Below are 26,547 nucleotides of genomic sequence, written 5' to 3'. Positions count from 1 at the left end.
CCCGAGTGTTTCGGCGAGCGCGTAGCGTGGACACGTGCTCACTCCTCCGAAGACCGAGAAGCGACCGACCGAGCGCGTGCACCACGGCGACGTCGTGCACGACGACTACGAGTGGCTCCGCGCGAAGGACGATCCCACCGTCATCGCGCACCTGCACGAGGAGAACGCCTACACCAAGGCCCGCACCGAGCACCTCATGCTCCTTCAGGAGCAGCTGTTCGAGGAGATCAAGGACCGCACGAAAGAGACCGACCTCTCCGTTCCCACTCGTGAGGGCGACTGGTGGTACTTCACGCGCACGGTCGAGGGCAGGCAGTACGGCATCCACTGCCGCGCGCCCGTCGCGGCATCCGACGACTGGGAACCCCCGGTGCTCCCCGAGATGACGGGCGATGAGCTGACGGATCGGTTGTCGAGCAGCGGCGCCGGAGGCGACGCGTATCGAGACACGTACGAGCCGCTCCCCGGCGAGCAGGTGCTCCTCGACGACAACATCGAGGCCGAGGGTCACGACTACTACGCGCTCGGCAGCTTCGACGTGACCGCCGACGGCTCCACGCTCCTGTACGCGATCGACACCGACGGCGACGAGCGCTACACGCTGCGCCTGCGTGCCATCGACGGATCGGGTCGCGAGTACGACGACCTCATCGAGGGCACGGCCGGCGGTGCGGTGTTCGACCCGAGCGGTCGCTACGTCTTCTACGCCACGGTCGACGAGTCGTGGCGCCCCGACACGATCTGGCGACACGAGGTAGGCACCGCGACATCCGACGACGTCCCGGTCTTCAAGGAGGAGGACGAGCGCTTCTGGCTCGGGGTCGGCCTCACCCGCAGCCGCAGGTTCATGGTCATCGAGGCCGGCTCGAACGTCACGAGTGAGACCTGGCTGCTCGACACCGCCGACCCGACGGGCGAGTTCGGCGTCGTGTGGCCGCGCAAGGACGGCGTCGAGTACGACGTCGATCACGTCATCGCCGGCGGACGCGATCGCCTGCTCATCGTGCACAACGACGGAGCGGTGAACTTCGAGCTCGTGAGCGTCGCGGCATCCGACCCGCAGGGACCGCGACGGATGCTGCTGCCGCACGATCCCGCCGTGCGCCTCGAGGGCATCGATGCGTTCCGCGACTTCGTCGCGGTCGAGTACCGACGCGAGGGGCTGGCCCGTGTCGCGATCGCCAAGGTGCCGCCGGCCGGGATCCCAGCGGATGCGACGCCCGACGACACCCTGCACGAGCTTCCGTTCGACGAGGCGCTCTTCTCGGTGGGCGTCGGCGGAAACCCCTCCTGGGAGCAGCCGACCCTCCGCCTCGGATACTCGAGCTTCGTGACGCCCGCGACCGTCTACGACATCGTGGTCGCCACTGGCGAGCGGCGGCTGCGCAAGCGCCAGCCCGTGCTCGGCGGCTACGACCCGACACGGTACGCCCAGCGCCGCGAGTGGGCGGTCGCCGACGACGGCACGCGGATCCCCGTGTCGCTCGTGTACCGGCCCGACCTCGTCGAGCTCGGCACGCCCGCGCCGGCGCTGCTCTACGGGTACGGCTCGTACGAGCACTCCATCGACCCGGGGTTCGGGATCCCCCGACTGTCGCTCCTCGACCGCGGCATGGTCTTCGCGGTCGCGCACGTCCGCGGTGGCGGCGAGATGGGCCGGCTCTGGTACGAGCACGGCAAGAAGCTCGCCAAGCGCAACACGTTCACCGACTTCGTCGCGGTGGCCCGGCACCTCGTCGACAACGACATCACCGCACCCGACCGGCTCGTGGCCCAGGGCGGGAGCGCCGGCGGACTGCTCATGGGCGCCGTCGCGAACATGGCCCCGAAGTACTTCTCGGGCATCCTCGCCGAGGTGCCGTTCGTCGACCCGCTGACCTCGATCCTCGACCCGACGCTGCCGCTCACCGTGATCGAGTGGGACGAATGGGGGAACCCGCTCGACGACGCCGAGGTGTACGCGTACATGAAGGGGTACTCGCCCTACGAGAACGTGCACGACAGTGCGCACGGGGGCGCGCACTACCCGCCGATCCTCGCGGTGACATCGCTGAACGACACGCGCGTGCTCTACGTGGAGCCGGCGAAGTGGGTGGCGCGCCTGCGCGAGGCCGGTGCCGACGCGCTGCTGAAGATCGAGATGGCGGCCGGGCACGGCGGGGTCTCGGGGCGGTACTCGGCGTGGCGCGAGCGGGCCTTCGCGTACGCGTGGGTCATCGACCGGGCGAAGGCGCATCCGAGCGGCGAGTAGCCGCATGCGACCCATGCAAACGCAGCGATTCCGCCCTGAGCGAGCGGCACTGTCGGATGTCGTACCCCGGTGTCAGGATTCCACCCATGTCGATTCTCTCTGACCTGAGCGAGCGTGTGCCCGGCCGAACATTCGGCCCCGGCTCCACCGAGTACGACGACGGTCGTACCGTGTTCTACGGCCCCGGTGATCCCGAGGCCGTCATCCGTCCCTCCACCGTCGACGAGTTGGCCGCCGCCGTGCGCGCCGCCGTCGACTCGAACGTGCAGATCTCCGTCCGAAGCGGCGGACACGGGAGCCTCCCCGCCACCGACGGCGTGGTCATCGACCTCGCCGAGTTCGACCGGATCGAGGTCGGCGACAACGGCCTCGTCACCGTGGGAGCCGGCGCCCACTGGGGCGACGTCGCCGCGGCCCTCGCCCCGCACGGCCTCGGCATCACCTCGGGCGACACGCTCGACGTGGGCGTCGGCGGGCTGGCGCTCGGCGGCGGCATCGGATGGCTCGCCCGCACCCACGGCCTCACGGTCGACCTGGTGCGCGAGATCGAGGTCGTCACGGCCGCCGGCGAGGTGCTCACGGTGAACGCCGACTCGCACCCCGAGCTGTTCTGGGCGCTCCGAGGCGGCGGCGGAAACTTCGGCATCGCCACGCGCTTCACCCTGCAGGCCGCGCCCGTCGACGGGATCGTCGGCGGTCACGTGCAGTTCGACCAGTCCGACGTCGGCGCGGTGCTCCGGGCCTGGCGCGACATCACGGTCGCCTCCCCTGACGAGCTCAACTCGACGCTCCTCGTCATGCCGCAGCTGATGCCCGAGATGCCCGCCGGTCCGCAGCTCGCGGTGGCGCTGCGCGGCACCGAGGAGGAGCTGCGGCGGCTCCTCGAGCCACTCCTGTCGCTCCCCTCCGTGACCGAGGTGAAGCTGGCCCCGGTCGCCTATGGCGATCTGCTCGAGGCGGCGCCTCCCGGACGGCCGCCGTTCCGCTTCGTCGGTGGCAACGGGTTCGCGCCCGACCTCTCCGACGAGTTCCTCGCCGCATGCGAACGTGCCCTCGGCGTCGCCGCGCCGACGATGCTCATGCTGCGGGCGCTCGGCGGTGCGTTCTCGCGCGTGGCATCCGACGCGACGCCCATCGCGTTCCGCGACGCGCAGGCGCTCTTCATCGTGAACGCCCTGCTGCCGGCGGATGCCGCGGACGAGCAGGCCGAGGCGATCCGAGCCGACCTCGCCGAGGCGCTCGGCTTCACGAGCGGGCCGTACGCCAACTTCACGCAGGAGTTCGGCGACGAGGTGACCGCGACGATCTACCCGCCGGCGACGCTCGAGCGGCTCCGGCGCGTGAAGGCCGAGGTCGATCCGACCGACGTGTTCCGGCCGACGCACCACATCACGCCGGCGAGCTGACGCCGGCGCGGCGGCGCCCTGCTCTTCGCGAGGGCGGCCCGAGTTCGGGCTGCCCTCGCGAAGACGGGCCGCCGTCGCCGGTTCCCAACTTTGTTAGGACATTCTGTGTAGACTGTTCTCCGCATCGGGGGATCGGAGAAAGTTGTACGGCGAAGCATGACCAGAACAGCAACGTCGCCGCTCGACGTCATCACGATCGGCCGTGTGGGCATCGACCTGCATCCCATGGGCGACGAGGAGGCCGCCGATGTCAGGAGCTGATCCCGGCTACCTCGATCCGGCGCGCTTCGCGGAACTCCGCGATCGCCGCGCAGCCGATCCTGGTGCCATCGCGGCCGCCCACGCGGCTCGCACCACGCGCCCACTGCTCGGCGAGAACGGTCGCCTGTTCATCCTTGCGGCCGACCACCCCGCCCGTGGCGCCCTCGGCGTGGGCGACGAGCCGATGGCGATGGCCGACCGCTACCGGCTCCTCGACCGGCTGACGCTCGCGCTCAGCCGTCCGGGCGTCGACGGCGTGCTCGGCACTCCCGACATCATCGACGACCTCGCCCTCCTCGGGGCGCTCGACGACAAGGTCGTCGTGGGCTCCATGAATCGCGGCGGCCTGCGTGGCGCGACGTTCGAGATGGACGACCGCTACACGGCATACGACGTCGCAGGCATCGTGCGCGATCGCCTCGACTTCGCGAAGGCACTCCTCCGCATCGACCTCGACGACCCCGGATCGGCCGCGACCATCGAGGCGAGTGCGGCAGCGGTCACCGCCGCAGCCGTGGCCCGTGTGCCGATCATGCTCGAGCCGTTCATGTGCTCGCGCCGAGGTGGGGTCGTCACGAACGACCTCTCGCCCGAGGCTGTGATCACGTCCGTCGCCATTGCCGCGGGCCTCGGCACGAGCTCGGCGTACACGTGGATGAAGCTGCCCGTCGTAGACGACATGGAGCGCGTCATGGCATCCACGACGATGCCGACCCTCCTGCTCGGAGGTGACCGGGGCGACGATCCCGAAGCGACCTATGAGAGCTGGAGGCTCGCGCTCGGGCTCCCGGGCGTGCGCGGGCTCGTCGTCGGCAGGGCGCTCGTCTACCCGCCCGACGGCGACGTCCAGGCCGCCGTCGACACCGCAGCCGCACTCGCGCACGCTGCCTGACCATCCCCGCACCCGCGATCGAAGGATTCCCCGTGCGGAGCTCGTCGCTCGTCGAGCTCAGCGATCGACGAGCGTCACCTCGAACGAGTAGCGGTCGGGTCGGTAGCAGTGCTGCCCGAACTCGACCGCGACCCCTGAGTTGTCGAACACGGTGCGCGACATCGTGAGGATCGGTCCGCCGCGGGGCAGGTCGAGGAGCTCGGCTTCATGCGCGTTCGCCGCACGAGCGCCGATCTGCTGCTTCGCCACTCGCATCGTCACGCCGCGGGCGCGGAGCAGTTGGTAGAGCCCATGCTTCTCGAGCGACTCGAGCGTGAGGTCGGCGAACGCCCCGGGCAGCACGTTGTCGAGGATCGCGAGCGGCACGCCGTCGGCGCTGCGGAGCCGGGAGATGTGCACCACGTCACCGCCGAGCTCGACGCCGAGCGCCTCGGCGGCACGCTCGTCCGCCTGCACCACCTCGACCGACAGCACGGAGGTCTCGGGCTTCCGCCCCGAGCGCTCGAGGTCCTCGTAGAGGCTCGTCAGCTCGACGTTCCGGGTCACCTTGCCGTGGACGACCTGGGTTCCGATCCCGCGACGGCGCACGAGCAGGCCCTGGTCGACGAGCTCCTGGATCGCGCGGCGGATGGTCGGCCGTGAGAGTCCGAGACGCCCGGCGAGCGTCACCTCGTTCTCGAGGCGGGCGCCGGCGGGAAGGGTCTGGTCGCGGATCGCCTTCTCGAGGCGACTCGCGATCTGGTAGTAGAGCGGAACCGGACCCGCCCGGTCGAGGTCGAGAAACAGCTCGACGGGGAGCCGCTGCTCAGGAAGCTGGGCCATGGCTTCTCCAGTTGTTCGGTTGTTCTGACAGTAGACGGTCGTCGGATGCTGCGGTTCACCCGCGATCGGGGGTGTCCGCGTGTCCGCGCGGGTCGCGGCGGCGGAAGGTCTCGATCCGGGCGGCGCCGATCACCGTGGACTCGAGGTCGACGTCGCGCTCGACGATGCGGCCGGTCAGGTCGGTGCGATCCCATGTGCCGGCGGCCACGACGCCGAGCACCTGCGGCTCGGCGCGATAGTTGACGAAGCGCGCCTCGAGCACGGCATCGGTGACTGGCGGGTGCGCTGCGATATGCGTCGACCCGGCGGCATCCGTCACCGGATCGACGACACGCAGGGACTCCAGCACGACGTCACCGCGCACCTCGAGGACCGGCGCCGTCGGCAGCGTCGCGAGGGCGCCCGCGGCCCCACCCGCACCCGCCACCCCGCCGACGACCGTCGGCCCGCCGCGGGTCCCGCGCACGACTTCGGGCTCGACGCGCAGGAGCTCCGCCCAACGGGCGGCACCGGCCTCCTGCCACCCCGCGGGGGAAGGCAGCACGGCGAACTCGGTCCGCACGCGCGTGCCGAGATACTGCGCCCCGGGCACCGGGAACTCGGCACCCGCGGGCTCGTCGCGGAGCGGATGGATGTTGACGCTCATCATCCCGACCGCGCGCACGAGCGTCAGCGCGATCGCGTCGCCGCCGGACCGCGGGTCGCGGACGATCTCGTACTCCGAGTGCTTCGTCACGAGCAGCGACGCCTTGCCCGCGTGCACGAACCGCGCGACCGGATACGTCGGCAGTGGGAACTCGCCCCATCCGCCCTCCCCGGAGCGGCCGCGCTCGGTCACCGCGTATTGTCCCGCGGCCGAGGAGCCGGGCAACTCTGCGACGCCGGTCGGCACGAGCACCCGCAGTCGGTGGTCGGCGGCGGGGTTCACGAAGTCGACCGTCACGCGGAGCATCGGCTCGCCCTCGCGGAGCTCGAGCAGGGTATCGACGAGCAGCTCGACGAGGGTTCCCTCGCGTCGATCGCGGTCCACGACGTCGAGTCGTGCGGGCACCTGGTACCGGCGTCGCACGAGCAGACGGCCGCGGACCGGCCCCTGCTCGAGCATGTGCACGTCGACGGCGATCGGGTCGGTCACCGCGGTCGCCGGGTCCACGGGCCCGTAGTTGTACGAGTCGCCCCGATCGCCCTCGTCGACGAGGCGCAGGACGTCTGTGAGCACGGTGCCGTCCGCGGACTCGATGCGCACCGCACCCCGGTCATCGACGGTGGCCGTGATGGCGTCGTTGGCGAGGATACGCTCGCCGACCCGCACGGCATCCGAGCCGAGCCGCGCCGTCGCAGGATCGAGCTCGGAGACGCCGATGCCGCCGATCGGAACGGCCACGACGGCCGTCCGGCGGGGCTCGGCGATGATCTCCACATGCCAGCGACGCCGGCCCGTGGAATCCGACGCCATGCGACGCTCGAGTTCCAGGACGAATGCCGCGAGGTCGAAGTCGCCGACGGGCGCCTCGGCGACATCGAACCGCACGCCGTCGTCGGTGAACCTCCACTCGTTGATGAGCTGGCCGAAGAGTTCGCGCCCGTGGATGCGGTTCAGGAGCTTCGGCAGTTCCTCGGTGGTCATCATCTCGTCGCCGAGCACCTCGGGCAGGTTGTCGAGGAGCTGCACTCCGTCGCCGAGTGTCAGCCGCTCCGGGTCGTGCAACCGGATCTCCACGTGCGCGCGACGTGCGAAGCCGGTCGGGTTGGCCACGACGTGGCGGTCGGGGGTGACGGATGCCGCGAGCCGTTCCATGGTGCGCAGGACGATCGCTCGCGCGACGTGGCCGGCCGTCGCCAGGCGGCCCTCGACCTCCGCAGCGGTCGCGTCGACGCCGCAGCCCGTCACCGAGTCGTGGGCGGTGCTCTCGACGAGGCGATACCAGGCCGTCGAGAAGAACGCGCGATGATCGTCGGCGCCGAACGCGGCGTCGAGTCGCTCGGCCGTCGAGAGCCGGCGCTCCGCGTCAGTCATGGCCTGCTTGAGGTTGGTGCGGATCGAGAAGACCCCCGGCAGCAGGTTGCCCCTCGCGTGCGAACGCAACTCGCCCTCGACGAGCGGCCACCCTGCGAGTGCGTGGTCGTCACCGGCCCGCCAGGCGGCTGCGACCCGGTCGAGGTAGCCGTCGACCGTGGCGATCGACAGCCGGATCCCGCCGAGTCCCGCGGCGGCCTCGATCGTCGGCACGAGGTCGGTCGGCGGGGCACTGTGGTCGGTGCCGAGCATGCCGAGGATCGGGTCCGTGCCGTACCAGTCGGCGATCGATCGTCCGTACTCGGCCACGAGCGCCTCGAGCTGCCCGGGCAGTGCGAACAGGTCGAGGGCGTTCCCGTAGCCGTCGAGGAGGTACTCCGTGCGCACGGTCGAGCCGTCGGGCGAGACCCACGCGAACGCGTGCCGGTCGACGCGGGCCGGCACTCCGCGCCACAGCATCGCATCGCGGAGCCCGAACCCGCGCAGGAGCTGCGGCATCTGCGCCGCATGCCCGAACATGTCGGGGAGATACCCGGTGCGCAGCTCGGATCCGAGGCGACGAGCGGAGCGCAGGCCGAGCTCGAGGTTGCGCACGATCGTCTCTCCGTCGCAGAGGAACTCGTCGAGGAGGATCAGGAACGGGCCCACGGCGAGCTGACCCCGCTCGACGGCCGCGATCACGCGTTCACGCTGCTCCGGCCGGATCTCGAGGTAGTCGTCGATCGCGGCGGCCTGCCCGTCGAGCGTGAACCGGTACGCCGGGTGCTCCTCGAGCGTGTCGAGGAGCCGGTCGACCATGTGCACGAGGCGCAGGCGGAACACGTCGTGCGGTTCGTACCATTCGCGGTCCCAGTGCGTGTGCGGGACGACGACGAGTTCGTCGGGGGCATCCATGGTTCGGTCGTCTCTCTTCGCATCGATCGGGGTCATGGTCATGAGGGGTGTCGGTCGGGGTCGGGGTGGTCTACGGAGTCGGTGTGATGCTGCGGTGCCGGCCGTCAGGCGCAGAGCGCCATGATGCGTCGGTCGGCGAGCACGAGCTGGAACGGCCCGTCAGTCGGGTCGGCCGCGAACGTCTCGCGGGGTGCGCGCACGCTCCGGCGTCGACCTGCACCGTCGACGAGCACGAGTCCCTCCGCGTCGACGGCCACGACATCACCCCCGAGCCGCACGAGTGCCGGCGCCCGCAGGAGCTCGGGGAGCAGCGCGGCGTCGCCGACCACGGCGCTGCCCGTGATCGCGGTGCGCCCGGCACGCACTCCGTCGAGGATCGCGTCCGCCGAGGCGTCTTCGGCGGCGACCCACGTGGTCGGGGTGCCCGGACGTTGGGGTTCCTCGAGCATGTGCGTGTCGCTGCCGCCGAGCAGGGTCGCCCCGGCGGGCCAGGTGCGGAACCACGCGAGCGGCGCCGTCGAGATGAGCTCCGCGAACCACGTCGAGTGCCACAGCTCGACCGCCGCGGGACGTCGGTCGAGTCGGTGCACCCATGAGCAGTCGCCGGAGATCGGATGGTTGATGCTGAGGATTCCACCGCGGTCGTCGACGTCGTCCACCCACGCCTGGGCCGGCGTGCGGAAGTCGATCCAGCCGATGTCGCCGAACGCGTTCGCATGACCGAGGTGCGTGGTCACCTCCTGGCCGGGCAGGAGCGTGATGCCGTGCTTCGCTCCCTCCGCACCGAGGTGCGCATGGTGGCTCACGGTGTTGTGATCCGTCACCGCCATGAAGTCGAGGCCGGATGCCACGCCGAGCGCGGCGAGCCCGCCGATCGGCAGCCGCCCGTCGGAGTGGATGGTGTGGCCGTGGAAGTCCCCGGCGAACCAGGTGAGCCCGTCGACGGCGGGAAGCCCGCGGTCGCTCCCGCGGACGGTGCGACGCGCCGGCGCTGCATCCGGCACCGGAGGCACCGGGCGCGAGGCCGGCATCGTGACCTCGACTTCGACCTCGATGCCCTCCGCCGGGACGCGGTGCAGGCCCAGCACGACCTTCCACACCCCCGCCTCGGGCGCACCTGGGAGGTATCCGGGTGTCGCGGCATCCGCGTGGATGAGGTACTCCGTGCGCGCCCCGCCCGACCAACCGCGCCATCCGGCCGCTCCTTCGCAACCGAGGTCGATGCCCGCATCCGTTCGGTCGTACCGGATCGCGACCTCGATCGAGTCGGTGCCCGGCGGTACCTCGAAGGGGATCTCGAGGTACCGGGACTCGTTCTGCAGGTCGACCGTGACCGGGATCCGGCGGTGGATCGTCGTCATCGCGCGCTCAGCCGATGCGCTCGGTCGTCTCGGCGTCGAAGAGCAGGGTCTTCGCGGCTTGCGGCACGATCCAGCCGCGATCGCCGGGCGCGGGCTCGCGATGCTCCGGCACGACCACCTGGAACTTGTGGCCGCCGACGTTGACGGCGATGAGCACGCTCGCGCCGAGGTTCTCGACGACGCTGACCTCCGCGGGGATGCCACCCGGCTCCTCGGCGTCGGACCACGTCAGGTACTCGGGCCGGATCCCCCAGATGACCGACTGCCCATCGTGCACGAGCGACTCGGTGCCGGAGGGCACGGGCACGGGCGTCTCGCCGATCGCGATCGCGCCGCCCTCGACCGTCGCCGCGACGAGGTTCATTGGGTTCGACCCGATGAACCCCGCGACGAAGGTGTTGTTCGGCCGCTGGAACACCTCCCGCGGCGTGCCGATCTGCTGCAGCTTTCCGGCACGCATGACGGCGATGCGGTCGGCGAGGGCGAGCGCCTCCGCCTGGTCGTGGGTGACGAAGACCGTCGTGACACCGAGGTCGCGCTGGAGCTCTTTGAGGAATGTGCGCGCCTCGAGCCGGAGCCGCGCGTCGAGGTTCGAGAGCGGCTCATCGAGGAGGAGCACGTCGGGCCGCGTCGCCACGGCGCGGGCAAGCGCGACGCGCTGCTGCTGTCCGCCCGAGAGCTGGCCGGGCCGCCGCTCGATGAGGCCCTGCAGCGACAGCCCGTCGGCGACGCGCTCGGCCGTGGCGCGGCGCTCGTCGCGCTTCACGTGCTTGATCCGCAGCGGGTAGGCGATGTTGTCGCCGACGTCCATGTGCGGGAAGAGCGCGTAGTCCTGGAAGACCATCGCCACGCCCCGCACGCCCGGCTCGGCGTTCGTGACGTCTCGGTCGCCGATGACGAGCGTGCCCGAGCTGATCGCCTCGAGGCCCGCGATGGATCGCAGGAGCGTCGTCTTCCCGCAACCCGACGGGCCGAGCAGGGCGAAGAACTCACCGTCGTGGATCTCGACGTCGATCTCGTCGACGCCGCGCACCCCACCGGGATACTCCTTGACAAGTTGCGTAGTGGTGATGCCGGCCATCAGGACTTGATACCTCCATGGAAGCGGAAACCGTAGCGACGGTTGACGATGAAGTAGATGAGGAGGACGGGCGCGGAGAAGAGCAGCGCGAACGTCGAGATGAGACGGAGGTCGGCCTGGCCGCTCTCGGTGTAGAACGTGTACATGAGCACCGCCGCAGGCTGCAGGTCGGGGCTCCGGAGCAGGATGAAGGGCACGAGGAAGTTGCCCCAGACCTGCACGATCGTCCAGATCGCGATGAACGCGAGGCCGGGGCGCGCGATGGGGACGACCACGTCGCGGAGGATCCGGAACGGGCCCGCGCCGTACAGTCGGGCCGACTCCTCGTACGACTTCGGGATCGAGTCCATGAAGTCCTTGAGGATGAAGATCACGGTCGGCAGGATTCCCCCGGCCAGCACGAGGAGCACACCGACGTAGGAATTGATGAGACCGAGCTGGGTGATGATCTGGAACGTCGGGACCATCGCCGCGGTTCCCGTGACGATCGACGAGAGCAGCAGCAGACCGTAGAGGATGCCGTCACGCCCGGGGATCCGGATGCGGGACATCGCATAGGCGGCGAGCGCCCCGAGCACCACCACGATGAGCATCGTGCCGATGCCGAGGAGCAGCGAGTTGCCGATCGATCGCAGGGCGTACGGGTTCTCGGCCAGGCGTGCGAAGTTCTGCAGCGTCCAGTCGGGCCATTCGAGCGACAGCGTCGGCGTCGCGTCGAACGGTGCGAGCACGAGCCACACCATCGGAAGGGCGAAGAGCAGGCCGATGATCGTGAGGATGATCGTGAACGCGATGCGCGAGAGGAAGTGCCGCACGTTCGCATCGGCGGCGACCTTCTGCACGTGGTCCGTCGTGGTCATCGCTTCGTCCGTCCCCTCGAGACGCGCACGTACCCGAGCGCGATGACGAGATTGATGAGCAGCATGATGAGCGAGATGGCGGCGCCGAGTCCGAGCTGGCCGCCGGGGATGGCCGTCTTGTAGATGTAGACCGAGAGGATCTCCGTCTTGCCGTTCGGGCCGCCCGCCGTCACAAGGTACGGCGTGAAGGTGTTGAACGTCCACAGCGTGATGAGCAGGGTGTTCGTGAGGATGTGGCCCTTGATGTTGGGCACGATCACGTCGCGCAACTGCTGCCAGCCCGACGCGCCGACCATCTTCGCGCTCTCGATCTGCGATGGCGGCACGGCGCTCAGGGCCGATGAGAAGAGCTGCATCGAGAATGCGGTGCCCACCCAGATGTTGAAGACGATGATCGCCTCCATCGGGTGGTCGATGAGCCACGCGTTCCCCTCAGTGCCGAGCATCGCGTTCACGGTGCCCGATCGCCGGTCGAGGAGGGCGAGCCAGAGGAATGAGGCGACGGATGCCGGGATGACCCACGCCGCGAGCACCAGTCCCTCGATGAGCGCCTTCGCCCAGCCGCGGAGGTTTCGCACCGACCAGGCGAGCCCGAAGCCGATGAGGGTCTGGCCGATGATGCCCGAGAACAGCACGAAGATGAGCGTGAGCCAGAGCGAGTTCCAGAAGGCGGGGTCGGAGAGCGCGTCGAGGTAGTTGTCGAGGCCGACGAACTCTGGCGACGCGGCCTGCAGGCCGGTCAACCGGTAGTCGGTCATGCCGAGCCAGATCGTCCACACGGCGGGGAACAGCAGGAAGACGCCGATGAGGATCAACGCGGGTGCGACGAAGACGCCGGCCCTGGCCGTGCCGAGGCCCGCGACGTCGTCGGCCCGCCGCCGGCGGGGAGCGATCGCGCTCCCCGCCGGCGTGGTGGTGCTCGTCGTCAATGACTCAGTCACCTGAGACCGCGTCGTCTCCGACGATGTCCTTCAGGGCGTCGACGTAGGCCGAGATCGCGTCGTCGACGCTCGATCCGGACACGACGTCGAGGCTCGCCTGCTGCAGGGCGGTCGAGACCTGAGGGTAGGCGGCGAGCGGCGGACGATAGGCCGTGATCGGGAGGACCTCCTCGCTGACGTACGTCAGCATGGGATCCTCGGCGAGGATCGCGTCGTTCACGTCGGTGCGCGGCGTGATGGAGATGGTCGTGGCGTTGCGCTCCTCGTAGGCCTCGGCGGAGTTCATGAAGGCGAGCAGCTCCCAGGCGAGCTCGGGGTGGTCGCTGTTCGGGTTCAGCACACGGCCGGTGCCACCCGACATCGACACGAAGTCCTGCCCATCGATGCCCGAGCCGGACTTCATCGCGGGGATCTTCGTGTACCCGACGACCTCGTCGCGGTTCGCCATCGGCGCGGTGCCGACGCCCTCGGCGGGATTGATGACGCTGCGCCAGAAGTAGTCGCCCTCGAGGAGGATGCCGATCTGGTTCGAGGCGAACAACTGGAACGACGTGTCACGGCCGGCCGCCTCCTGTTGCAGCACCGCGTCCCCGAGGCCCTCCTCGACGTAGATCGCGTGGTAGAGGTCGAGGACGTCGCGGAGTCCGGGCGTGTCGCCGACCCACTTCTCGTCTTCGTAGACCTGCTCGCCGGTGCCCACGAGCATCGGCAGCAGGCCCTGCATCGTGGTCGCCTCGCCCATCGCGGTTCCCGCATTCAGCTGGATCGGCGTGACGCCGTCGAGCTTCTTGAGGTCGCGAGCGGCGTCGAGCACCTCGTCCCAACTCTCGGGCTGCCAGTCGGCCGGAAGGCCGGCCTGCTCGAAGAGGTCCTTGTTGTAGTAGAGCACGCGGCCGTCGGCGCCCTGCGGCACGCCGTAGCGCTGGTCGTCGAACGACAGCGCGGCCTGGACGGCCTCGGGGATCTGCTCCCAGCCTTCCCAGCTCTCGACCGCGTCGCCCGCGACCTCGCTGAGCGGCTCGATGTACCCGGCCTCGGCGAACTCGCCGACCCAGATGCCGTCCATGCTGATGACGTCGGCCCCCTCGCCCGACTGCAGGTCGAGCGCGATCTTGGTCTTGTAGTTCTCGTCGTCGACGCCCTGGGGTTCGAACTCGACGGTGACGTCCCGGCCGTCCTCCTCCATCGCGGCCTCGAACTGGGGGATCACCCAGTCCGCGATCCAGTCGGCCTCCGCGGCGTTCTTGCCGCCCGTGATCGCATTCGCGGTGAGCGTGAGCGTGACCGGCCCGGTCTCATCCTCCGCTCCGGGTGCGCTGCCGGCGCATCCGGCGAACACGAGGGCACCGACGGTCGCGACCGCGAATGCCGCCACCGTCCTGCGCCTGCTGTGATTGATCATTGTTCGACCTCTCTCTCGAATCGACCGCTGTGCTCGTGCCAGCGGGTGGTGCTAGGGGTGATCGTGGTGCTGGGTCGCCCCGACGGCTTCGGGACGGTCGCCCGCGGCCTCCGCCCCCTCGACGATCGGTGACCCGAGGGCGTCGGCGATCGCGCGGATCATCCGCTGTCCGACGACGATGTCCGCGGCTCCCTCGGCGATCGAGGGACCCGGCTCGGGATGTCCCGCGACGAGCGAGGCGAACGCCCTGAGTTCGTGCTCGAACGCCTCCTCCTGCATCCACCGCGACTCCGAGCGCCTGGAGCCGAGCGGCTCGGCGTTCTCGACCACGGTGAGCACGGTGGGGGCGTTGAGCACGTACGGAACGGCGAAGGTGAGACCGATCGTGCCCTCCTCGTGGTGGAGGGTCACGGTCTCCCGATATTCGGGGTATCGCGGGATGAAATGCCAGTCGATCGCCCATGGCACGTCGGGTTGCTCAGCAAGGCGGCCGCCGAGGCTGAGCGAGCCGGGAGAGCCAGGACCCCAGTGACTCGCCCGATCGACGGTGCCGATGCCGCCGACGAGGTGCCGGAGCACCCCGATGTCGTGGATGACCGAACCGAGGACCACATTGGTGTAGAGCTTCGGGAGGGGTGCGTCGACCGGTCCGATCGCTGAGGCGACGGTGGCGTCGGTCGCCTCGGCCAGCCGCGCGAGCACATCACCCGGGATGTCGGCGGGGGGCGCTGGCAGGTTCGCGAACGCGAGTTGCGCACCGTCGGCGGGGTGCAGCACTTCGACAGTGACCGCCCGAAGCTCGACGTCGGCGAGCAGCGCCTTCGCGGCCGCGGTGGCCGGGTCGTGCTCCTTCATGTATCCGACCCGCACCCACTCGTCGAGTTCGATGCCGAGGCGCCGGGCGAGAGCGTACAGGTCATCGATCTCCCGGAGCGAGAACGCCAGTGGCTTCTCGGCGAGCACTCGGATCCCACCCTCGACCAGTCGCGCGACATCGGGAGCGTGAGACCCCGAGGTCGCGAGCACGGCTCCGTCGACGCGGACGTCGCCTGCCGCCACGGCGGCGAGCAGCGCGTCGAGCGACCCGAACGCCGCGACGCCGAGGCCGGATGCCGCGGCGGTGCTGCGCGCGCGGTCGAGCGAGAGGTCGACGACCGCAGTGAGCTCGAACCGGTCGCTGTTGCGGCGGATGAGCGGCAGGTGCACGCTCCGGCTGATCGCGCCGAGGCCGATGACCGCGACGGCGATCCGCTGCTGCGTCACGCGAACCACCGACGGAGACGCTCGCGGTTGGCGACCTGGTCGGCGCGCGCCCGATCGACATCGGCGGCGTCCTGCAGGATCACGTCCTGTTCGACGACGAGCCAGCCGTCGTAGCCGGAGTCGACGATCGAATCGACGATGCGGTCGACCTCGAGGTCGCCGGCGCCGAGTGCGACGAACACGCGACGCTCCCAGATCTCGTGCATGGGATCGGCCGACCCCGCTGCCGCGCGGAGCACGGAACGGTCGGCGTCCTTGAGGTGCACGTGGTTGATCCGCTCGCGCCACCGCGGGAAGTCCGTGACGGGATCGCCGCCGCCGATGAGGAGATGGCCGGTGTCGAACGTGAGGTCGATGTCGGTGTCGGCGAGCAGGCGCTCGATCTCACGCGGCGTCTCGACGTAGGTGCTCGCGTGGTGATGGAACGTGGGCTCGAGTCCGGCGTCGCGGGTGAGGTCGGCGACTCGCTGGACGCGGGCGGCGAACCGACGCCAGGTCTCCACGTCGAGCTCCAGCTCCGGGGCGCCGCCCGGGCGGGCGGACCGCTCGTCCGACCCGGAGTCGGCGATCGTCGGCTTCGGTGCACAGTCGGGGGCGATGGCCGCGGCGGCCGCGAAGAGCCGCAGGGTCGGGCCGAGTTCGTCGATGGCGTGCTCGAAGGCCGCATCGTCGCCGGCGAACGGCAGGTCGATCCAGCCGCCGGCGAGTGCGAGACTGTGGCGTCCCAACAGCCGCGGAAGGGTGTCACGGTCCCCGAACAGGCCGATCGGGCCGAGGTCGACGCCCTCGTAGCCGGCCTCGGCGACCCACGCTGCCAGCTGCTCACCGTCAGGCAGCGGCACGAGATCGGGACGGGAAAGACCGAAGACGCCGTAGCTGACCGGCGCGTTCGCAATTCGGATCACCGAGAGTCCTCTCAACCGTGGAGATGGCGACTTCGCAACTCCGCGGGACAGACTACTAGGTTCTGACATATTTACAAGCGCGGAAACCCTCGCTTCCACGGGGAGGACGCCAGGGACCGCTTCGCCATCCCGAGTCGATCGGCTCGACCCGGTTCACGTTGATGAGGCACGCCTCGCGCAGGAGGGCGCGATCGCCGTCGGTCAACGGCCGAGGCTTCATTCGTGCGGGTCCTCGTGCAGGTTGTCGTCCTCACGATCGCGGCTCGAGCTCGCGCGGCCGTCGCGAGGAACAGCCGCCGTCGTTCCGCCGTTCAGACCGTGACGAGGGGCGCCGCGGCCGCGTCGAGCGAGCCCGGCACGAGCTTGTAGTACGCCCAGGTGCCGCGCTTCGAGCGGGTGAGGAACCCGGCGTCCATGAGGATCTTCAGGTGGTGCGACACGGTGGGCTGGCTGAGGCCGACGGGCTCGATGAGGTCGCAGACGCACGCCTCCTGCCCGTCGGATGCCGCCACGATCGACACCAGTCGAAGGCGCGCCGGGTCGGCGAGCGCCTTCAGCCGGCGCGCGAACACCTCGGCATCGTCGGCGCTGATGGTCTCGCGCGTGAGCGGACCGCAGCACGCGGCGGGCGCCGCCGCAGCGGTGTCGATCGCCTCGTCGCGGGGCACGAGTGTCAGATCGGTCATGGTCACGACTTCCACTCTACCCTGAACATTGACAAACTTCGATGGAAGCGCCAAACTCGGAATATCGATGAACGTCAATACAGAGCGTTCCACGGCAATGAAGGATGACGGATGACCCTCCTCGACCTCACTCCCCCGAAGCAGCTCGCCCCGCGCCTGCAGGGCCTGCCCGTCGTGATCATCGGCGCCGGCCCGATCGGCCTCGCCACCGCGGCGAACCTCACCGACCGCGGCATCGACTTCGTGCTGCTCGAAGCAGGCGACCGTGTCGGCGCCAGCATCGAGCAGTGGGGCCACATCAGGCTGTTCTCGCCGTGGAAGCATCTCGTCGACCCCGTCTCGAAGCGACTCCTCGCCGAGACCGGCTGGCAGGAGCCGCCGGCCGACACGTTGCCGACCGGCGCCGAGCTGGTGCGCGACTTCCTCGTGCCCCTCGCCGACCTCCCGGCCATCGCCGCGCGCACCCGGCTCGGCGTGACCGTGACGGATGTCTCCCGCGAGGGCATGGACCGCACTCGCACCAAGGGCCGCGCTCAGACGCCGTTCCTCCTCCGCGTCTCGGGCCCAGACGGCGTCGAGGAGCTCACCGCTCGCGCGGTCATCGACGCCTCGGGCACCTACCACTCCCCGAACAGCCTCGGCTCCTCTGGCCTCGACCCGCTGGGCCTCGGCGAAGTGGCCGATCTCGTGAGCCCGGCCATGCCCGACGTGCTCGGGCGGGAGCGCGACGCGTTCGCCGGTCGCCACACGGTCGTCGTCGGCGCCGGCCACTCGGCCGCCAACACCCTCCTGAACCTCGCAACCCTCGCCGACGAGGTGCCCGGCACCCGCGTCACCTGGGCCATCCGCAACGCGCAGGCGGTGCGCGTCACCACCTCGGCCGACGACGAGCTGCAGGCGCGTGCGTCGATCGGCGCACGCGTCGACGCGCTCGTCGCGTCGGGACGCATCGAGGTCGTCGACCACTTCGAGATCGTGCGGCTCGCCCGCACGGGTGAGGGCGAGGCATCCGGCCTGCGCGTCACCGGCCGCCGCGGCGACGGGCTCGAGACCATCGAGGCCGACCGCGTCGTGAACGCCACGGGCTTCCGCCCGAACCTCCGGATGCTGCGCGAGATCCGCCTCGAGCTCGACGACATCGTCGAGGCGCCCAAGCGCCTGGCGCCCCTCATCGACCCCAACGTGCACACGTGTGGCACGGTCGAACCGCATGGATTCGCCGAGCTCACCCAGCCCGAGCGCGACTTCTTCATCGTCGGCATGAAGAGCTACGGTCGCGCTCCCACGTTCCTCCTCGCCACGGGGTACGAGCAGGTCCGCTCCGTCTCCGCGTGGCTCGCGGGCGACTCGGCCGCCGCGCGCAACGTGGAGCTCACCCTGCCCGCCACCGGCGTCTGCTCGACCGGAGCCCCTGCCGCATCAGGCTCGACCTCGGGCTTGAGCTGCTGCGGCTGAAGGACATGGTCGTGAATGCAGCATCCCTGATGGCGAGCCCCGCCGACGACATCGCACGGCACCTGACGGCACCCCGCCTCGCCGTGCTGGAGATCCTCGCGTCGGGCGGCCCGACCGACGAGGCCGGCATCCGGGAAGCCTGGCGTGCGATCCGCCCCGACATGTCGCCGCGCCACGTCAGCGCGTTGCCGCGGATGATCCGGCATCTGCTCTGGCGATTGGAGCTCCTCGGATGGGTCGCCGAAGGTGACCGCGGCTTCGAACTGACGCACCGCGGCAGGACGATCGTCGAGGACCGCGCCGGTTCGACGGATCTCGGCTAGCCGGTCGCGTCGCCGGATGCCGCGGTGCCGGTCGAACCCGATCGGCCCGCGGCATCCGTCACGCCCTCGGCACCCGCCGCACGCGCATTCAGCGCCCGCTGCCGCATCGCGAGGAACAGCGGGAACGTGAAGGCGAACGCCGTGATCCCCGCCCCGACGACGTAGAGCCACCCGAGGCGCATCCCGAGCCGGCGCGCCTCGACGATGATGAAGACGCTGCCGGCCACGGCGACGACGAGCAGGTCGACCGTGATCGACGAGACGGCCGGGCCGCTCGTGACGAGGTCGCCGAGGTAGTCGCGCGACTCGGCGATCGCACGGATGTTGAACCACCACGTACCGATGAGGCCCGCGATCGCGAGCAGCAGGTACACGACAGCGAGCGGGCTCCAGTGCCTGGTCATGCACCCAGTGTGGCGGATGTCGCCCAGCGTGGCCGCGATCAGTCGCCGTTCGGTGGCCGATCCTCCTGCAAGGGTCCGAGGACCTGGAAACGCGCGGTGACGAACGCCCCGTTTGGTGCCGTCTCCACCAACCGCAGGTCCAATCGCCGCGGCAGAAGCGGGCGCCCCGCGCCGAGCGTGACGGGCGCGATGGAGACGATCACTTCGTCGAGGAGACCCTCGTCGGCGAACTGCCCGGCAAGGTCCCCACCCCCGATCACCCAGATACCCGACTCGCCCGCCGCGGAGCACAGGTCCGCGTAGACGTCGGCCACGGGTCCGGCGGCGAATCGGATGTCGGCGCCCGCGAGACGCGGAAGGTCACGAGTGCTCATCACCCACGACGGCTGGGCATAGAACCACGGCTCTCCGGTTCTCTCGAGGTGGGCCAGGATCCAGGCGTAGGTCGTCGAGCCCATCACGATCGCACCGATCTTCTCGATGAAGTCGTCGGAGTTCTGTGGGCCATGCTTGTCCTGGTCTTGGCGGAACAGCCACTCCAAGGAGTCGTCCTGGTCGGCGAGGAAGCCGTCCAGGGTGGTGGCGGTGTAGTAGGTCACCGTGGGCTTGGGTCGTGCGTTCGTCATCGTCTCCTCCTCACGTCGGTTCGGGTGGGCACCTGGGCACCGTCGATGTGCCTGCACTCCATCCGCAAGCTTCGCCGATCACGACCGACTCGCCATCCTCCGATCGGGGGACCCACCGGGGCAGCAGCCGCGAATAGACTTGCGTCTATGGATGGGATCGATTCGGCACGCGGCATCCGCGTGCTCACCGACCCGACCCGCCTGCGCATCCTTGGGCTGATCAGTGCGAGCCCCGGCGGCCGCGCGCTCGTGGGCAAGCTCGCCGACGAGCTGGGCCTGCGCCAGCCCACGGTCAGCCACCACGTCAAGACCCTCCTCGACGAGGGCGTGCTCGAGCGTGAGCCCGAGGGGCGTCTGGTCTGGTACTCGATCGCACCCGACGCGGCCGAGCGGGTGAACGACTTGGTGCCGGCGACGGATGCCCCGGCGCCCGCGTCCGACGAGGTGCTCGAGCGCGTGGCATCCGACCTCTCCGCGCGGTTCGCGGGGGTCTTCTCGCGCGAGACCGTGGAACGCTACGTGCGCGAGAGCCACGACCTGCTCGCCGAGCGCGCGCACATCACGCGTCACCTGCCGTCGCTCACGTCGGCGTTCGCCGCCGACCGGCTCGCCGCGCTCGCGGCGGTCGCCCGCCAGTCGGCCGCGCCGCAGGGCGAGGACTCGCCCGAGGTGCTGTTCGTGTGCGTGCAGAACGCCGGCCGCTCGCAACTGGCCGCGGCGATCCTGCGGCAGCTCGCCGGCGACCGCGTGCGCGTGCGCACGGCCGGTTCGGAGCCCGCGAGCGCCGTGAAGTCGACCATCGTGCAGGCGCTCGACGAGATCGGCGTGCCGATCGGCGGCGAGTTCCCGAAGCCGCTCACCGACGAGGTGGTTCGCGCCTCCGACGTCGTGATCACCATGGGCTGCGGCGACGCGTGCCCGATCTACCCCGGGCGGCGGTACCTCGACTGGGAACTCGACGATCCGGCGGGGCTCCCGCTGGCGCGCGTACGCGAGATCCGCGACGACATCGAAGCCCGCGTGCGCGGCCTGCTCCACGAACTCGGCGTGAACGCCGCCTGAAGAGGGCTGGCTGCGGCATCCGCCTAATGGACTATCGATAGATCACGGTCTATGCTTTGACTGTCGAAAGTGAGGCATCCATGATCGCCACCACCAAGCCCACCGTCCTGTTCGTCTGCGTGCACAACGCCGGCCGCTCGCAGATGGCCGCCGGCTACCTGCATGAGCTCGCGGGCGACCGCGTCGAGGTGCTCTCCGCCGGCTCGGAGCCGAAGGACCAGATCAACCCCGTAGCGATCGAGGCGATGGCCGAGGAGGGCATCGACATCGCGGGAAACACCCCGAAGATCCTCACGGTCGAGGCCGTGAAGGAGTCCGACGTGGTCATCACGATGGGCTGCGGCGACGCATGCCCCATCTTCCCGGGCAAGCGTTACGAGGACTGGGAGCTCGAAGACCCCGCCGGCAAGGATCTCGAGACGGTCCGCCGCGTGCGCGACGACATCCGTGGCCGGGTCGAATCGCTCATCGCCGAGATCGCGCCGGCTCCGGCGGCCTAGCCGTGAGCGAGCTCGCCACGGCACTCGCCCAGGTCAAGGGCGCCATCGACCCGCGATGAGCTACCCCGCGATCACCGCGTCGGCGTGTTCCTCGGTGGGCCGGCCGACGGGCGTGGGGAACAGCAGCGCGACGACCGCGGCGCCCACCGCGGCCCCCACGACCTGAGCGGCGAGGAAGAGCACTGCCGACATCGGCGCGACCCCCGCGAAGGTGTCGGAGAAGACCCGCCCGACGGTCACGGCCGGATTGGCGAAGGACGTCGAGCTGGTGAACCAGTAGGCGGCACCGATGTAGGCGCCGACCACGGGAGCGATCAGCGTCGGGCGCTCGGTGCGCACGAGCGCGAAGATCACGATCACCAGGCCGGCGGTCGCCACGACCTCGGCGACGAGAGCACCCGGGTCGGTGCGGTCGGTCGAGGCGACGGATGTCTCCACGCCGAACATGACGTTCGCGAGCACCGCGCCCGCGATCGCGCCGGTCACCTGCGCCAGCACGTACGGCGCCAGGTCGCCCACCACCAGCCCCCGCCCGGAGCGGTGCCCGAGTGCCCAGTCGGCGGCCGAGACGAGCGGGTTGAACTGGGCACCCGAGACCGGCAGGAACACGGCGATGAGCACGCTCAGGCCGAGCGCCGTCGCCAGGCTGTTCTCGAGGTGCTGCAGCCCGAGGTCATCGGGCGAGAGCCTCGAGGCGGCGATCCCCGAGCCGACCACCACGGCCACGAGCAACCCGGTGCCGAGGAACTCGGCCAGCAGTCGTCGCGCCAACGGTGGGGTCGGGGCTGGGCGCGTCTCCAGTCGGGCAGTGCTCATGCTGTCGTGACTCCATTCCATAGACACCGATCTATGGAATAGTAGCGCGGTCAGGTGAAGCGGGCCGTCACCGCGGCGACGAGCGCCGCCCCCGCCATCACCGCGACCATCGCCGCGAACGAGCCGGTGCCGACGGCGACCGCCGGCCCGATGGCGGGCGCCAGGGCCGAGGCGATCGTGATGGGCGCCGCGAACGCCCCGTTGATCGATCCGTAGTTGCGGGTGCCCCGCCACCGCGGAGGCCTGCACGAGCGTCATCGCGCCGCGAACCGCGCCGGCGACGACGCCGAGTACGATCAGCAGCCACGCCGGACCGGGCACCGCCGCGAGCACCCCGAGCGAGACGGCCGCGAGCGCCGCGACGCCGGAGAGCAACACCCACGGCGGCGTGCGGTTCGGCCGCACCAGGAAGAGGAGCCGGCCGATGACCTGTCCGGCGCCGATGAGGCCGAGCCCGAGCGCCGCCAGCTCGAAGGTGAGCCCCTTCTCGGTGAAGAGCGGCACGGCCGTGAGGGTCGCGCTGAACATCGAGACGGCCAGCACGATCATGGTGATCTCGAGGAACCAGAAGCGGCGCGTGCGGATGACGCCCGCCACCGTGTGACCGGGTTGGTCGTCGTGGCGAGCGGTGAGGTGCGCCCACGATCGTTCGAGCGAGAACCAGTGCAGCGGAACCGTGATCACGGCGAGCGTCGCCGCGAGCACGAGGAACGCCCCGCGCCAGTCGAGCACGCCGAGGAGCAGCGCGGTCACGGGCGCGAAGACGGTCGAGGCGAGTCCGCCGGCCAGCGTCACGATGGTCAGCGGCGTGTGGCGCCGTTCGCCGTGTCGCCTGGTGATGACGGTGAAGGCCGCCTGGTAGAGCACGGCCGACTGCGCGAGTCCGCACGCGGCCCAGCCCGCCGCGAACACGAGCGGGTCGGGCGCCAGCGCGAAGATCACGAGGCCCGCGGTGCCGACGACGGCCCCTGCCGTCATCACGACCCGCGGCCCTCGCTGGTCGAGCAGCCGACCGACACCGACGCCCGCGAGCGCCGACACCACGAGCCCGCCCGAGAACGCGGCGGTCACGGTGACAAGGGACCATCCCGTATCGTCCGCGATCGCCGGCGCAGCCACGATGAGCGCGTAGTAGAGGATGCCCCAGCTCACGACCTGCCCGAGCGACAGGGCGGCGAGCCGCACCGGATGCCGCGCGGTCACGGCAGGTTCGGCGAGGCGGCTCACCCCTTTACGGCAGTCCGGTACATCGACGTCTGTCGATACACCGGGCGGACGGAATACCATCGAGAGTGATGACCGCCCCACTCTCCACCGAGCGTCGCGCGAGGCTGCACCGCCGCGTGCGTCTCATCGTCGCGTTCACCATCAGTTACAACATCATCGAGGCGATCATCGCCCTCTCGGCCGGCGCAATGGCTTCTTCGGCCGCGCTGATCGGCTTCGGGCTGGACTCGGTCATCGAAGTGCTTTCGGCGGTGGCCGTGGCGTGGCAGTTCACACGCAAGGACCCCGAACGCTGGGAGAAGCCCACCGTGCGCGCGATCGGCATCGCGTTCTTCGCCCTGGCCACCTATGTGATCGTCGACGCGTTCCTCACGCTGGCGGGAGTCCAGGAGGTCGACCACAGTCCACTCGGCATCGGCATCGCGACCCTCAGCCTGCTCGTCATGCCCTTGCTCGCGTGGCTCGAGTTCCGCACCGGCCGTGAACTCGGCTCGCGCAGCGTGGTGGCTGACGCGAAGCAGCTGCTGCTCTGCGTGTACCTCTCAGGCACGGTGCTGCTCGGGCTACTGGCGAACACCCTGTTCGGATGGATGTGGGCCGACTCCGTCGCCGCGCTCGTTGTGGCCGGCCTCGCGATCCGCGAGGGAATCGAGGCGTGGCGCGGCGAGGTCGAGTCGCCGTTCGAGGTGCTCGGCGAACTCGATGAGCACGAGTCGAAGGCCGTTTGACCCCTCACCACGCCCCGAACGAGTCGTCGAGCTCGTCCCGCTCCTCACGCCGCCGCACCACCTCGCGCAGCTCCCGCTCGAGGTCGAGGGACACCTCCCGCATGCGTTCGTCGCGCTCGCGCACGTACGCCTCATCGATGTCGATCTCGGGCCACTCACGCGCGAGCCGCTGCTCGATCTCCCCCGCGATCTCGCCCCACGCGTCGTCGCGAGCGCGTTCGGCGAACTCTGCGAGGTAGCCGGGATCCGCCCGGAGCTCCGTCAGTCGGGCGGCGACCGCCTCGTTCACGCGCTCTCGGAGCCGCAGGTTCCAGGAATCCGGGCGGTGGTAGTCGTGCTGGTGCCGAGCACGGCCCTCGCGCCGGGCGGCCTCCTCGCGCTCGTGCGCCGACCACTCGGCGACCTCATCCATCTCCGTGACGAGTTCGTGCAGCACCTCGCGTGCTGCCGCCGCAGACCGGTCGGCGTCATACGGCTCCTCGCCGCGCAACGCCATCACGATGATGCGGTTCTTCAACGCCATGCGAGCGGCCGATTCGGCCACGAGCAGCCCCTCGGCGAAGGACTCGTCGAAGGTGAGCGGCTCGGGTTCGGGCAGCTTCGTGCGGTCGAACGGCGCGAACCTCGCGCCGGTGCGCTTCCGCCTCCGCCACCGCCAGATGGGCATCCGCTGCTCGCCTCCCGCCCCGAACGTCCGTGTCCGCCGCCGCCGGGCGGTCGGAGACCGAGCCTATCGCGGTGCCTCGGCCACGAGGTGCTGTCAGCCGGCGCGCGTACGCTGCCGCCATGGGTGAGGTCGAGGTCGACGGATGCCGCTGCGGCATCCTGCTGGCTGACGGTCGAGCCTGCGGCCGGCCGGCCGAACCCGGCGCGCCGCTGAACCTGTGTACCGAGCACCTCCTCGTCGCCCACGACTGGGTCACCCGAGACGTCGGCGTGACGGACCTCCTGCCGAGTGCCTGCGCGGCGTGCGGATCCAACGTCGGCATTCGGTATCCATCGGGATGGATCTGCGCGGAGTGCGAGTGGCGCGTCGGTGAGCGGCCCGACGACGAACTCGTGCGTCCGGTGGTCGAGGTGGTCTATTACATCCGCTACCGCGACCAGGTGAAGATCGGCACGTCGATGAACCCTCGTCTCCGGCTTGCCACGCTCCCCCACGACGAGGTGCTGGCGTTCGAGCGAGGCGGCCGGGCGCTCGAGCAGCGTCGGCATGCGCAGTTCGCCGAGCACCGGTTCCCCGGTACCGAGTGGTTCGCCGTCCACGACGAACTGCTGGCGCACATCGCCGAGTTGCAGGAGGGCGTGGGCGACCCATGGGCGCGGTACGGGCGCTGGGTGAGCCGCGCGCTGGCGCGCGGCGGTTCGTCGTAGCGGCAGCGTCGGGTGGCGCTCGCGGGATCTCAGATTCCGGGATCGAAGCCGGCGACCTGGCCGTCGGGCGGTACGAACTTCACGACCAGGCTGCAGTCCTTCTCGCCGTAGCCCTCCTCGAGCAGCTGGTCGAACTGCTGCAGGGCGAGGTGCGCCGCCGGCGTGTTCAGACGGGCGTCTTCGGCCGCGGCAAGCGCGAAGCGCAGGTCCTTCTCAGCGAGCTGCGTCGAGAACGACGCATCGAAGTTGCGATTGGCCGGGCTCGTCTGCACGACGCCCGGCACCGGATACCACGTGCGCAGCGGCCACGAGTCGCCCGACGACACCGTGGCGATCTTGAAGAACGTCTCGGGGTCGAGTCCCAACTCGGCCGCGAGCTGGGTGCCCTCGGCCACGCCGAGCAGCGACACGAAGAGCATGAGGTTGTTCGCGAGCTTCGCGGCGATGCCCATCGTGGGGCCGCCGACCTGGAACACGTGCCCGGCCATCGGCTCGACGAGCGCCGCGGCTTCGGCGACCGCCGCCTCGTCGCCCCCGAGCATGAACGTCAGCGACCCGGCGTGCGCACCCGCGATGCCGCCCGAGATGGGCGAGTCGACGAATCGGAAGCCGCGCTCGGCCGACTCGTCGTGGCACCAGCGCGAGGTCGCGACATCGACGGTCGAGGTGTCGAGCAGCAGCGCCGAGGTCGGCGCGTTCGCCCAGATGCCGTCATCGCCCCCGTAGACCGACCGCACGTGCTCGTTTCGGGGCAGCGACGTGAAGACCGCGTCGACACCGCGCACCGCCTGCGCGACCGAGTCGGTGAGCTGGACGCCGCGTTCGGCGGCCGCGGTACGTGCCTCGGCGACCGGGTCGACGCCTCGCACGGTGTGACCCGCGTCCACGAGGTGCCCCGACATGGGTCCGCCCATGTTGCCCAACCCGATCCAGGCGATCGTCGCCATGACCCCTCCCGACGTCGTCGACGCGAAGCGTTTACGCGGCGCC

24 protein-coding genes are annotated in these 26,547 nt (G+C 70.3%); 9 read left to right on the top strand and 15 right to left on the bottom strand.

The genetic code is table 11. The features are described 5' to 3' along the window. Window positions 1-34 precede the first annotated feature (34 nt). The 3 genes from AB0K73_RS04005 to AB0K73_RS03995 all read left to right on the top strand — a co-directional run bounded on the left by AB0K73_RS04005 (window position 35) and on the right by AB0K73_RS03995 (window position 4,810). Window positions 35-2,251, top strand: a complete 2,217-nt coding sequence (locus AB0K73_RS04005) for a S9 family peptidase (RefSeq protein ID WP_360510491.1) — start codon at window positions 35-37, stop codon at window positions 2,249-2,251. Between the two features lie 86 nt (window positions 2,252-2,337). Next, window positions 2,338-3,657: an FAD-binding oxidoreductase gene (locus AB0K73_RS04000; RefSeq protein WP_360510492.1), complete on the top strand. Its 1,320-nt coding sequence runs from the start codon at window positions 2,338-2,340 to the stop codon at window positions 3,655-3,657. Between the two features lie 247 nt (window positions 3,658-3,904). Then, the gene (locus tag AB0K73_RS03995) at window positions 3,905-4,810 is read left to right on the top strand and encodes a deoxyribose-phosphate aldolase (protein WP_360510493.1); all 906 of its coding nucleotides are present in this window, start codon (window positions 3,905-3,907) and stop codon (window positions 4,808-4,810) included. Between the two features lie 57 nt (window positions 4,811-4,867). Here AB0K73_RS03995 and AB0K73_RS03990 read toward each other — a convergent pair whose 3' ends face one another. From AB0K73_RS03990 to AB0K73_RS03945, 10 genes are all read right to left on the bottom strand, one after another. After that, window positions 4,868-5,632: a GntR family transcriptional regulator gene (locus tag AB0K73_RS03990; RefSeq protein WP_360510494.1), complete on the bottom strand. Its 765-nt coding sequence runs from the start codon at window positions 5,630-5,632 to the stop codon at window positions 4,868-4,870. 55 nt (window positions 5,633-5,687) lie between these two features. Then, complete coding sequence (locus AB0K73_RS03985) at window positions 5,688-8,579, bottom strand: hypothetical protein (RefSeq protein WP_360510495.1); 2,892 nt, start codon at window positions 8,577-8,579, stop codon at window positions 5,688-5,690. A gap of 68 nt (window positions 8,580-8,647) precedes the next feature. Further along, complete coding sequence (locus AB0K73_RS03980; RefSeq protein ID WP_360510496.1) at window positions 8,648-9,904, bottom strand: CehA/McbA family metallohydrolase; 1,257 nt, start codon at window positions 9,902-9,904, stop codon at window positions 8,648-8,650. 7 nt (window positions 9,905-9,911) lie between these two features. Continuing rightward, a complete protein-coding gene (locus tag AB0K73_RS03975; RefSeq protein WP_360510497.1) occupies window positions 9,912-10,985 on the bottom strand; it encodes an ABC transporter ATP-binding protein in 1,074 nt (357 codons plus the stop codon). Further along, the gene (locus tag AB0K73_RS03970) at window positions 10,985-11,845 is read right to left on the bottom strand and encodes a carbohydrate ABC transporter permease (RefSeq protein ID WP_360510498.1); all 861 of its coding nucleotides are present in this window, start codon (window positions 11,843-11,845) and stop codon (window positions 10,985-10,987) included. Before AB0K73_RS03970 ends, AB0K73_RS03975 begins: the two co-directional genes overlap by 1 nt. Continuing rightward, window positions 11,842-12,774 (bottom strand): sugar ABC transporter permease, encoded by a 933-nt coding sequence (locus tag AB0K73_RS03965; protein WP_360510499.1) that lies wholly within the window; start codon window positions 12,772-12,774, stop codon window positions 11,842-11,844. Before AB0K73_RS03965 ends, AB0K73_RS03970 begins: the two co-directional genes overlap by 4 nt. A gap of 4 nt (window positions 12,775-12,778) precedes the next feature. Then, window positions 12,779-14,161: an extracellular solute-binding protein gene (locus tag AB0K73_RS03960; RefSeq protein WP_360510500.1), complete on the bottom strand. Its 1,383-nt coding sequence runs from the start codon at window positions 14,159-14,161 to the stop codon at window positions 12,779-12,781. 78 nt (window positions 14,162-14,239) lie between these two features. Continuing rightward, window positions 14,240-15,451 carry a Gfo/Idh/MocA family oxidoreductase gene (locus AB0K73_RS03955; RefSeq protein WP_360510501.1) on the bottom strand — a complete coding sequence of 404 codons (1,212 nt, stop codon included), beginning with the start codon at window positions 15,449-15,451 and terminating at the stop codon, window positions 14,240-14,242. Next, a complete protein-coding gene (locus tag AB0K73_RS03950) occupies window positions 15,448-16,356 on the bottom strand; it encodes a TIM barrel protein (RefSeq protein ID WP_360510502.1) in 909 nt (302 codons plus the stop codon). The genes AB0K73_RS03955 and AB0K73_RS03950 overlap by 4 nt, the downstream gene beginning before the upstream one ends. Before the next feature lie 311 nt (window positions 16,357-16,667). Further along, window positions 16,668-17,042: a metalloregulator ArsR/SmtB family transcription factor gene (locus AB0K73_RS03945; protein WP_360511257.1), complete on the bottom strand. Its 375-nt coding sequence runs from the start codon at window positions 17,040-17,042 to the stop codon at window positions 16,668-16,670. A 111-nt stretch (window positions 17,043-17,153) separates the two neighbouring features. Between AB0K73_RS03945 and AB0K73_RS03940 the strand changes: the two genes are divergently transcribed. Beyond that, a complete protein-coding gene (locus AB0K73_RS03940; RefSeq protein WP_360510503.1) occupies window positions 17,154-18,497 on the top strand; it encodes an FAD-dependent oxidoreductase in 1,344 nt (447 codons plus the stop codon). Between the two features lie 11 nt (window positions 18,498-18,508). Next, window positions 18,509-18,820 (top strand): hypothetical protein, encoded by a 312-nt coding sequence (locus tag AB0K73_RS03935; protein ID WP_360510504.1) that lies wholly within the window; start codon window positions 18,509-18,511, stop codon window positions 18,818-18,820. Here the strand turns inward: AB0K73_RS03935 and AB0K73_RS03930 are convergent. Together AB0K73_RS03930 and AB0K73_RS03925 are read right to left on the bottom strand one after the other, a co-directional pair. After that, window positions 18,817-19,224, bottom strand: coding sequence for a DUF2834 domain-containing protein (locus tag AB0K73_RS03930; protein ID WP_360510505.1), 408 nt, complete (start codon window positions 19,222-19,224; stop codon window positions 18,817-18,819). The two genes, AB0K73_RS03935 and AB0K73_RS03930, sit on opposite strands and share 4 nt — an antisense overlap. Window positions 19,225-19,262: 38 nt before the next feature. After that, window positions 19,263-19,850: a dihydrofolate reductase family protein gene (locus tag AB0K73_RS03925; RefSeq protein WP_360510506.1), complete on the bottom strand. Its 588-nt coding sequence runs from the start codon at window positions 19,848-19,850 to the stop codon at window positions 19,263-19,265. Between the two features lie 147 nt (window positions 19,851-19,997). Here AB0K73_RS03925 and AB0K73_RS03920 point away from each other — a divergent pair, with 147 nt between their 5' ends. Together AB0K73_RS03920 and AB0K73_RS03915 are read left to right on the top strand one after the other, a co-directional pair. Beyond that, the gene (locus tag AB0K73_RS03920) at window positions 19,998-20,912 is read left to right on the top strand and encodes a metalloregulator ArsR/SmtB family transcription factor (RefSeq protein WP_360510507.1); all 915 of its coding nucleotides are present in this window, start codon (window positions 19,998-20,000) and stop codon (window positions 20,910-20,912) included. 80 nt (window positions 20,913-20,992) lie between these two features. After that, a complete protein-coding gene (locus AB0K73_RS03915) occupies window positions 20,993-21,412 on the top strand; it encodes an arsenate reductase ArsC (protein ID WP_360510508.1) in 420 nt (139 codons plus the stop codon). Between the two features lie 60 nt (window positions 21,413-21,472). On the opposite strand, the gene AB0K73_RS03910 is transcribed toward AB0K73_RS03915, so the two are convergent. Continuing rightward, window positions 21,473-23,455 (bottom strand): MFS transporter, encoded by a 1,983-nt coding sequence (locus AB0K73_RS03910; RefSeq protein WP_360510509.1) that lies wholly within the window; start codon window positions 23,453-23,455, stop codon window positions 21,473-21,475. A 68-nt stretch (window positions 23,456-23,523) separates the two neighbouring features. On the opposite strand from AB0K73_RS03910, the gene AB0K73_RS03905 reads away from it, so the two are divergent. Beyond that, window positions 23,524-24,183 (top strand): cation transporter, encoded by a 660-nt coding sequence (locus tag AB0K73_RS03905; protein WP_360510510.1) that lies wholly within the window; start codon window positions 23,524-23,526, stop codon window positions 24,181-24,183. 4 nt (window positions 24,184-24,187) lie between these two features. On the opposite strand, the gene AB0K73_RS03900 is transcribed toward AB0K73_RS03905, so the two are convergent. Then, window positions 24,188-24,850: a hypothetical protein gene (locus AB0K73_RS03900; protein WP_360510511.1), complete on the bottom strand. Its 663-nt coding sequence runs from the start codon at window positions 24,848-24,850 to the stop codon at window positions 24,188-24,190. A 119-nt stretch (window positions 24,851-24,969) separates the two neighbouring features. Here AB0K73_RS03900 and AB0K73_RS03895 point away from each other — a divergent pair, with 119 nt between their 5' ends. Continuing rightward, window positions 24,970-25,557 (top strand): GIY-YIG nuclease family protein, encoded by a 588-nt coding sequence (locus AB0K73_RS03895; RefSeq protein ID WP_360510512.1) that lies wholly within the window; start codon window positions 24,970-24,972, stop codon window positions 25,555-25,557. 29 nt (window positions 25,558-25,586) lie between these two features. On the opposite strand, the gene AB0K73_RS03890 is transcribed toward AB0K73_RS03895, so the two are convergent. Further along, complete coding sequence (locus tag AB0K73_RS03890; protein ID WP_360510513.1) at window positions 25,587-26,504, bottom strand: NAD(P)-binding domain-containing protein; 918 nt, start codon at window positions 26,502-26,504, stop codon at window positions 25,587-25,589. Between the last annotated feature and the right edge of the window lie 43 nt (window positions 26,505-26,547).

The sequence above is a fragment of the Agromyces sp. NPDC052230 genome (assembly GCF_040679595.1).
Classification (GTDB): Bacteria; Actinomycetota; Actinomycetes; order Actinomycetales; family Microbacteriaceae; genus Agromyces.
Note: the sequence above shows the minus strand (reverse complement) of the source record. Positions and strands in the feature narration are given on the sequence as shown.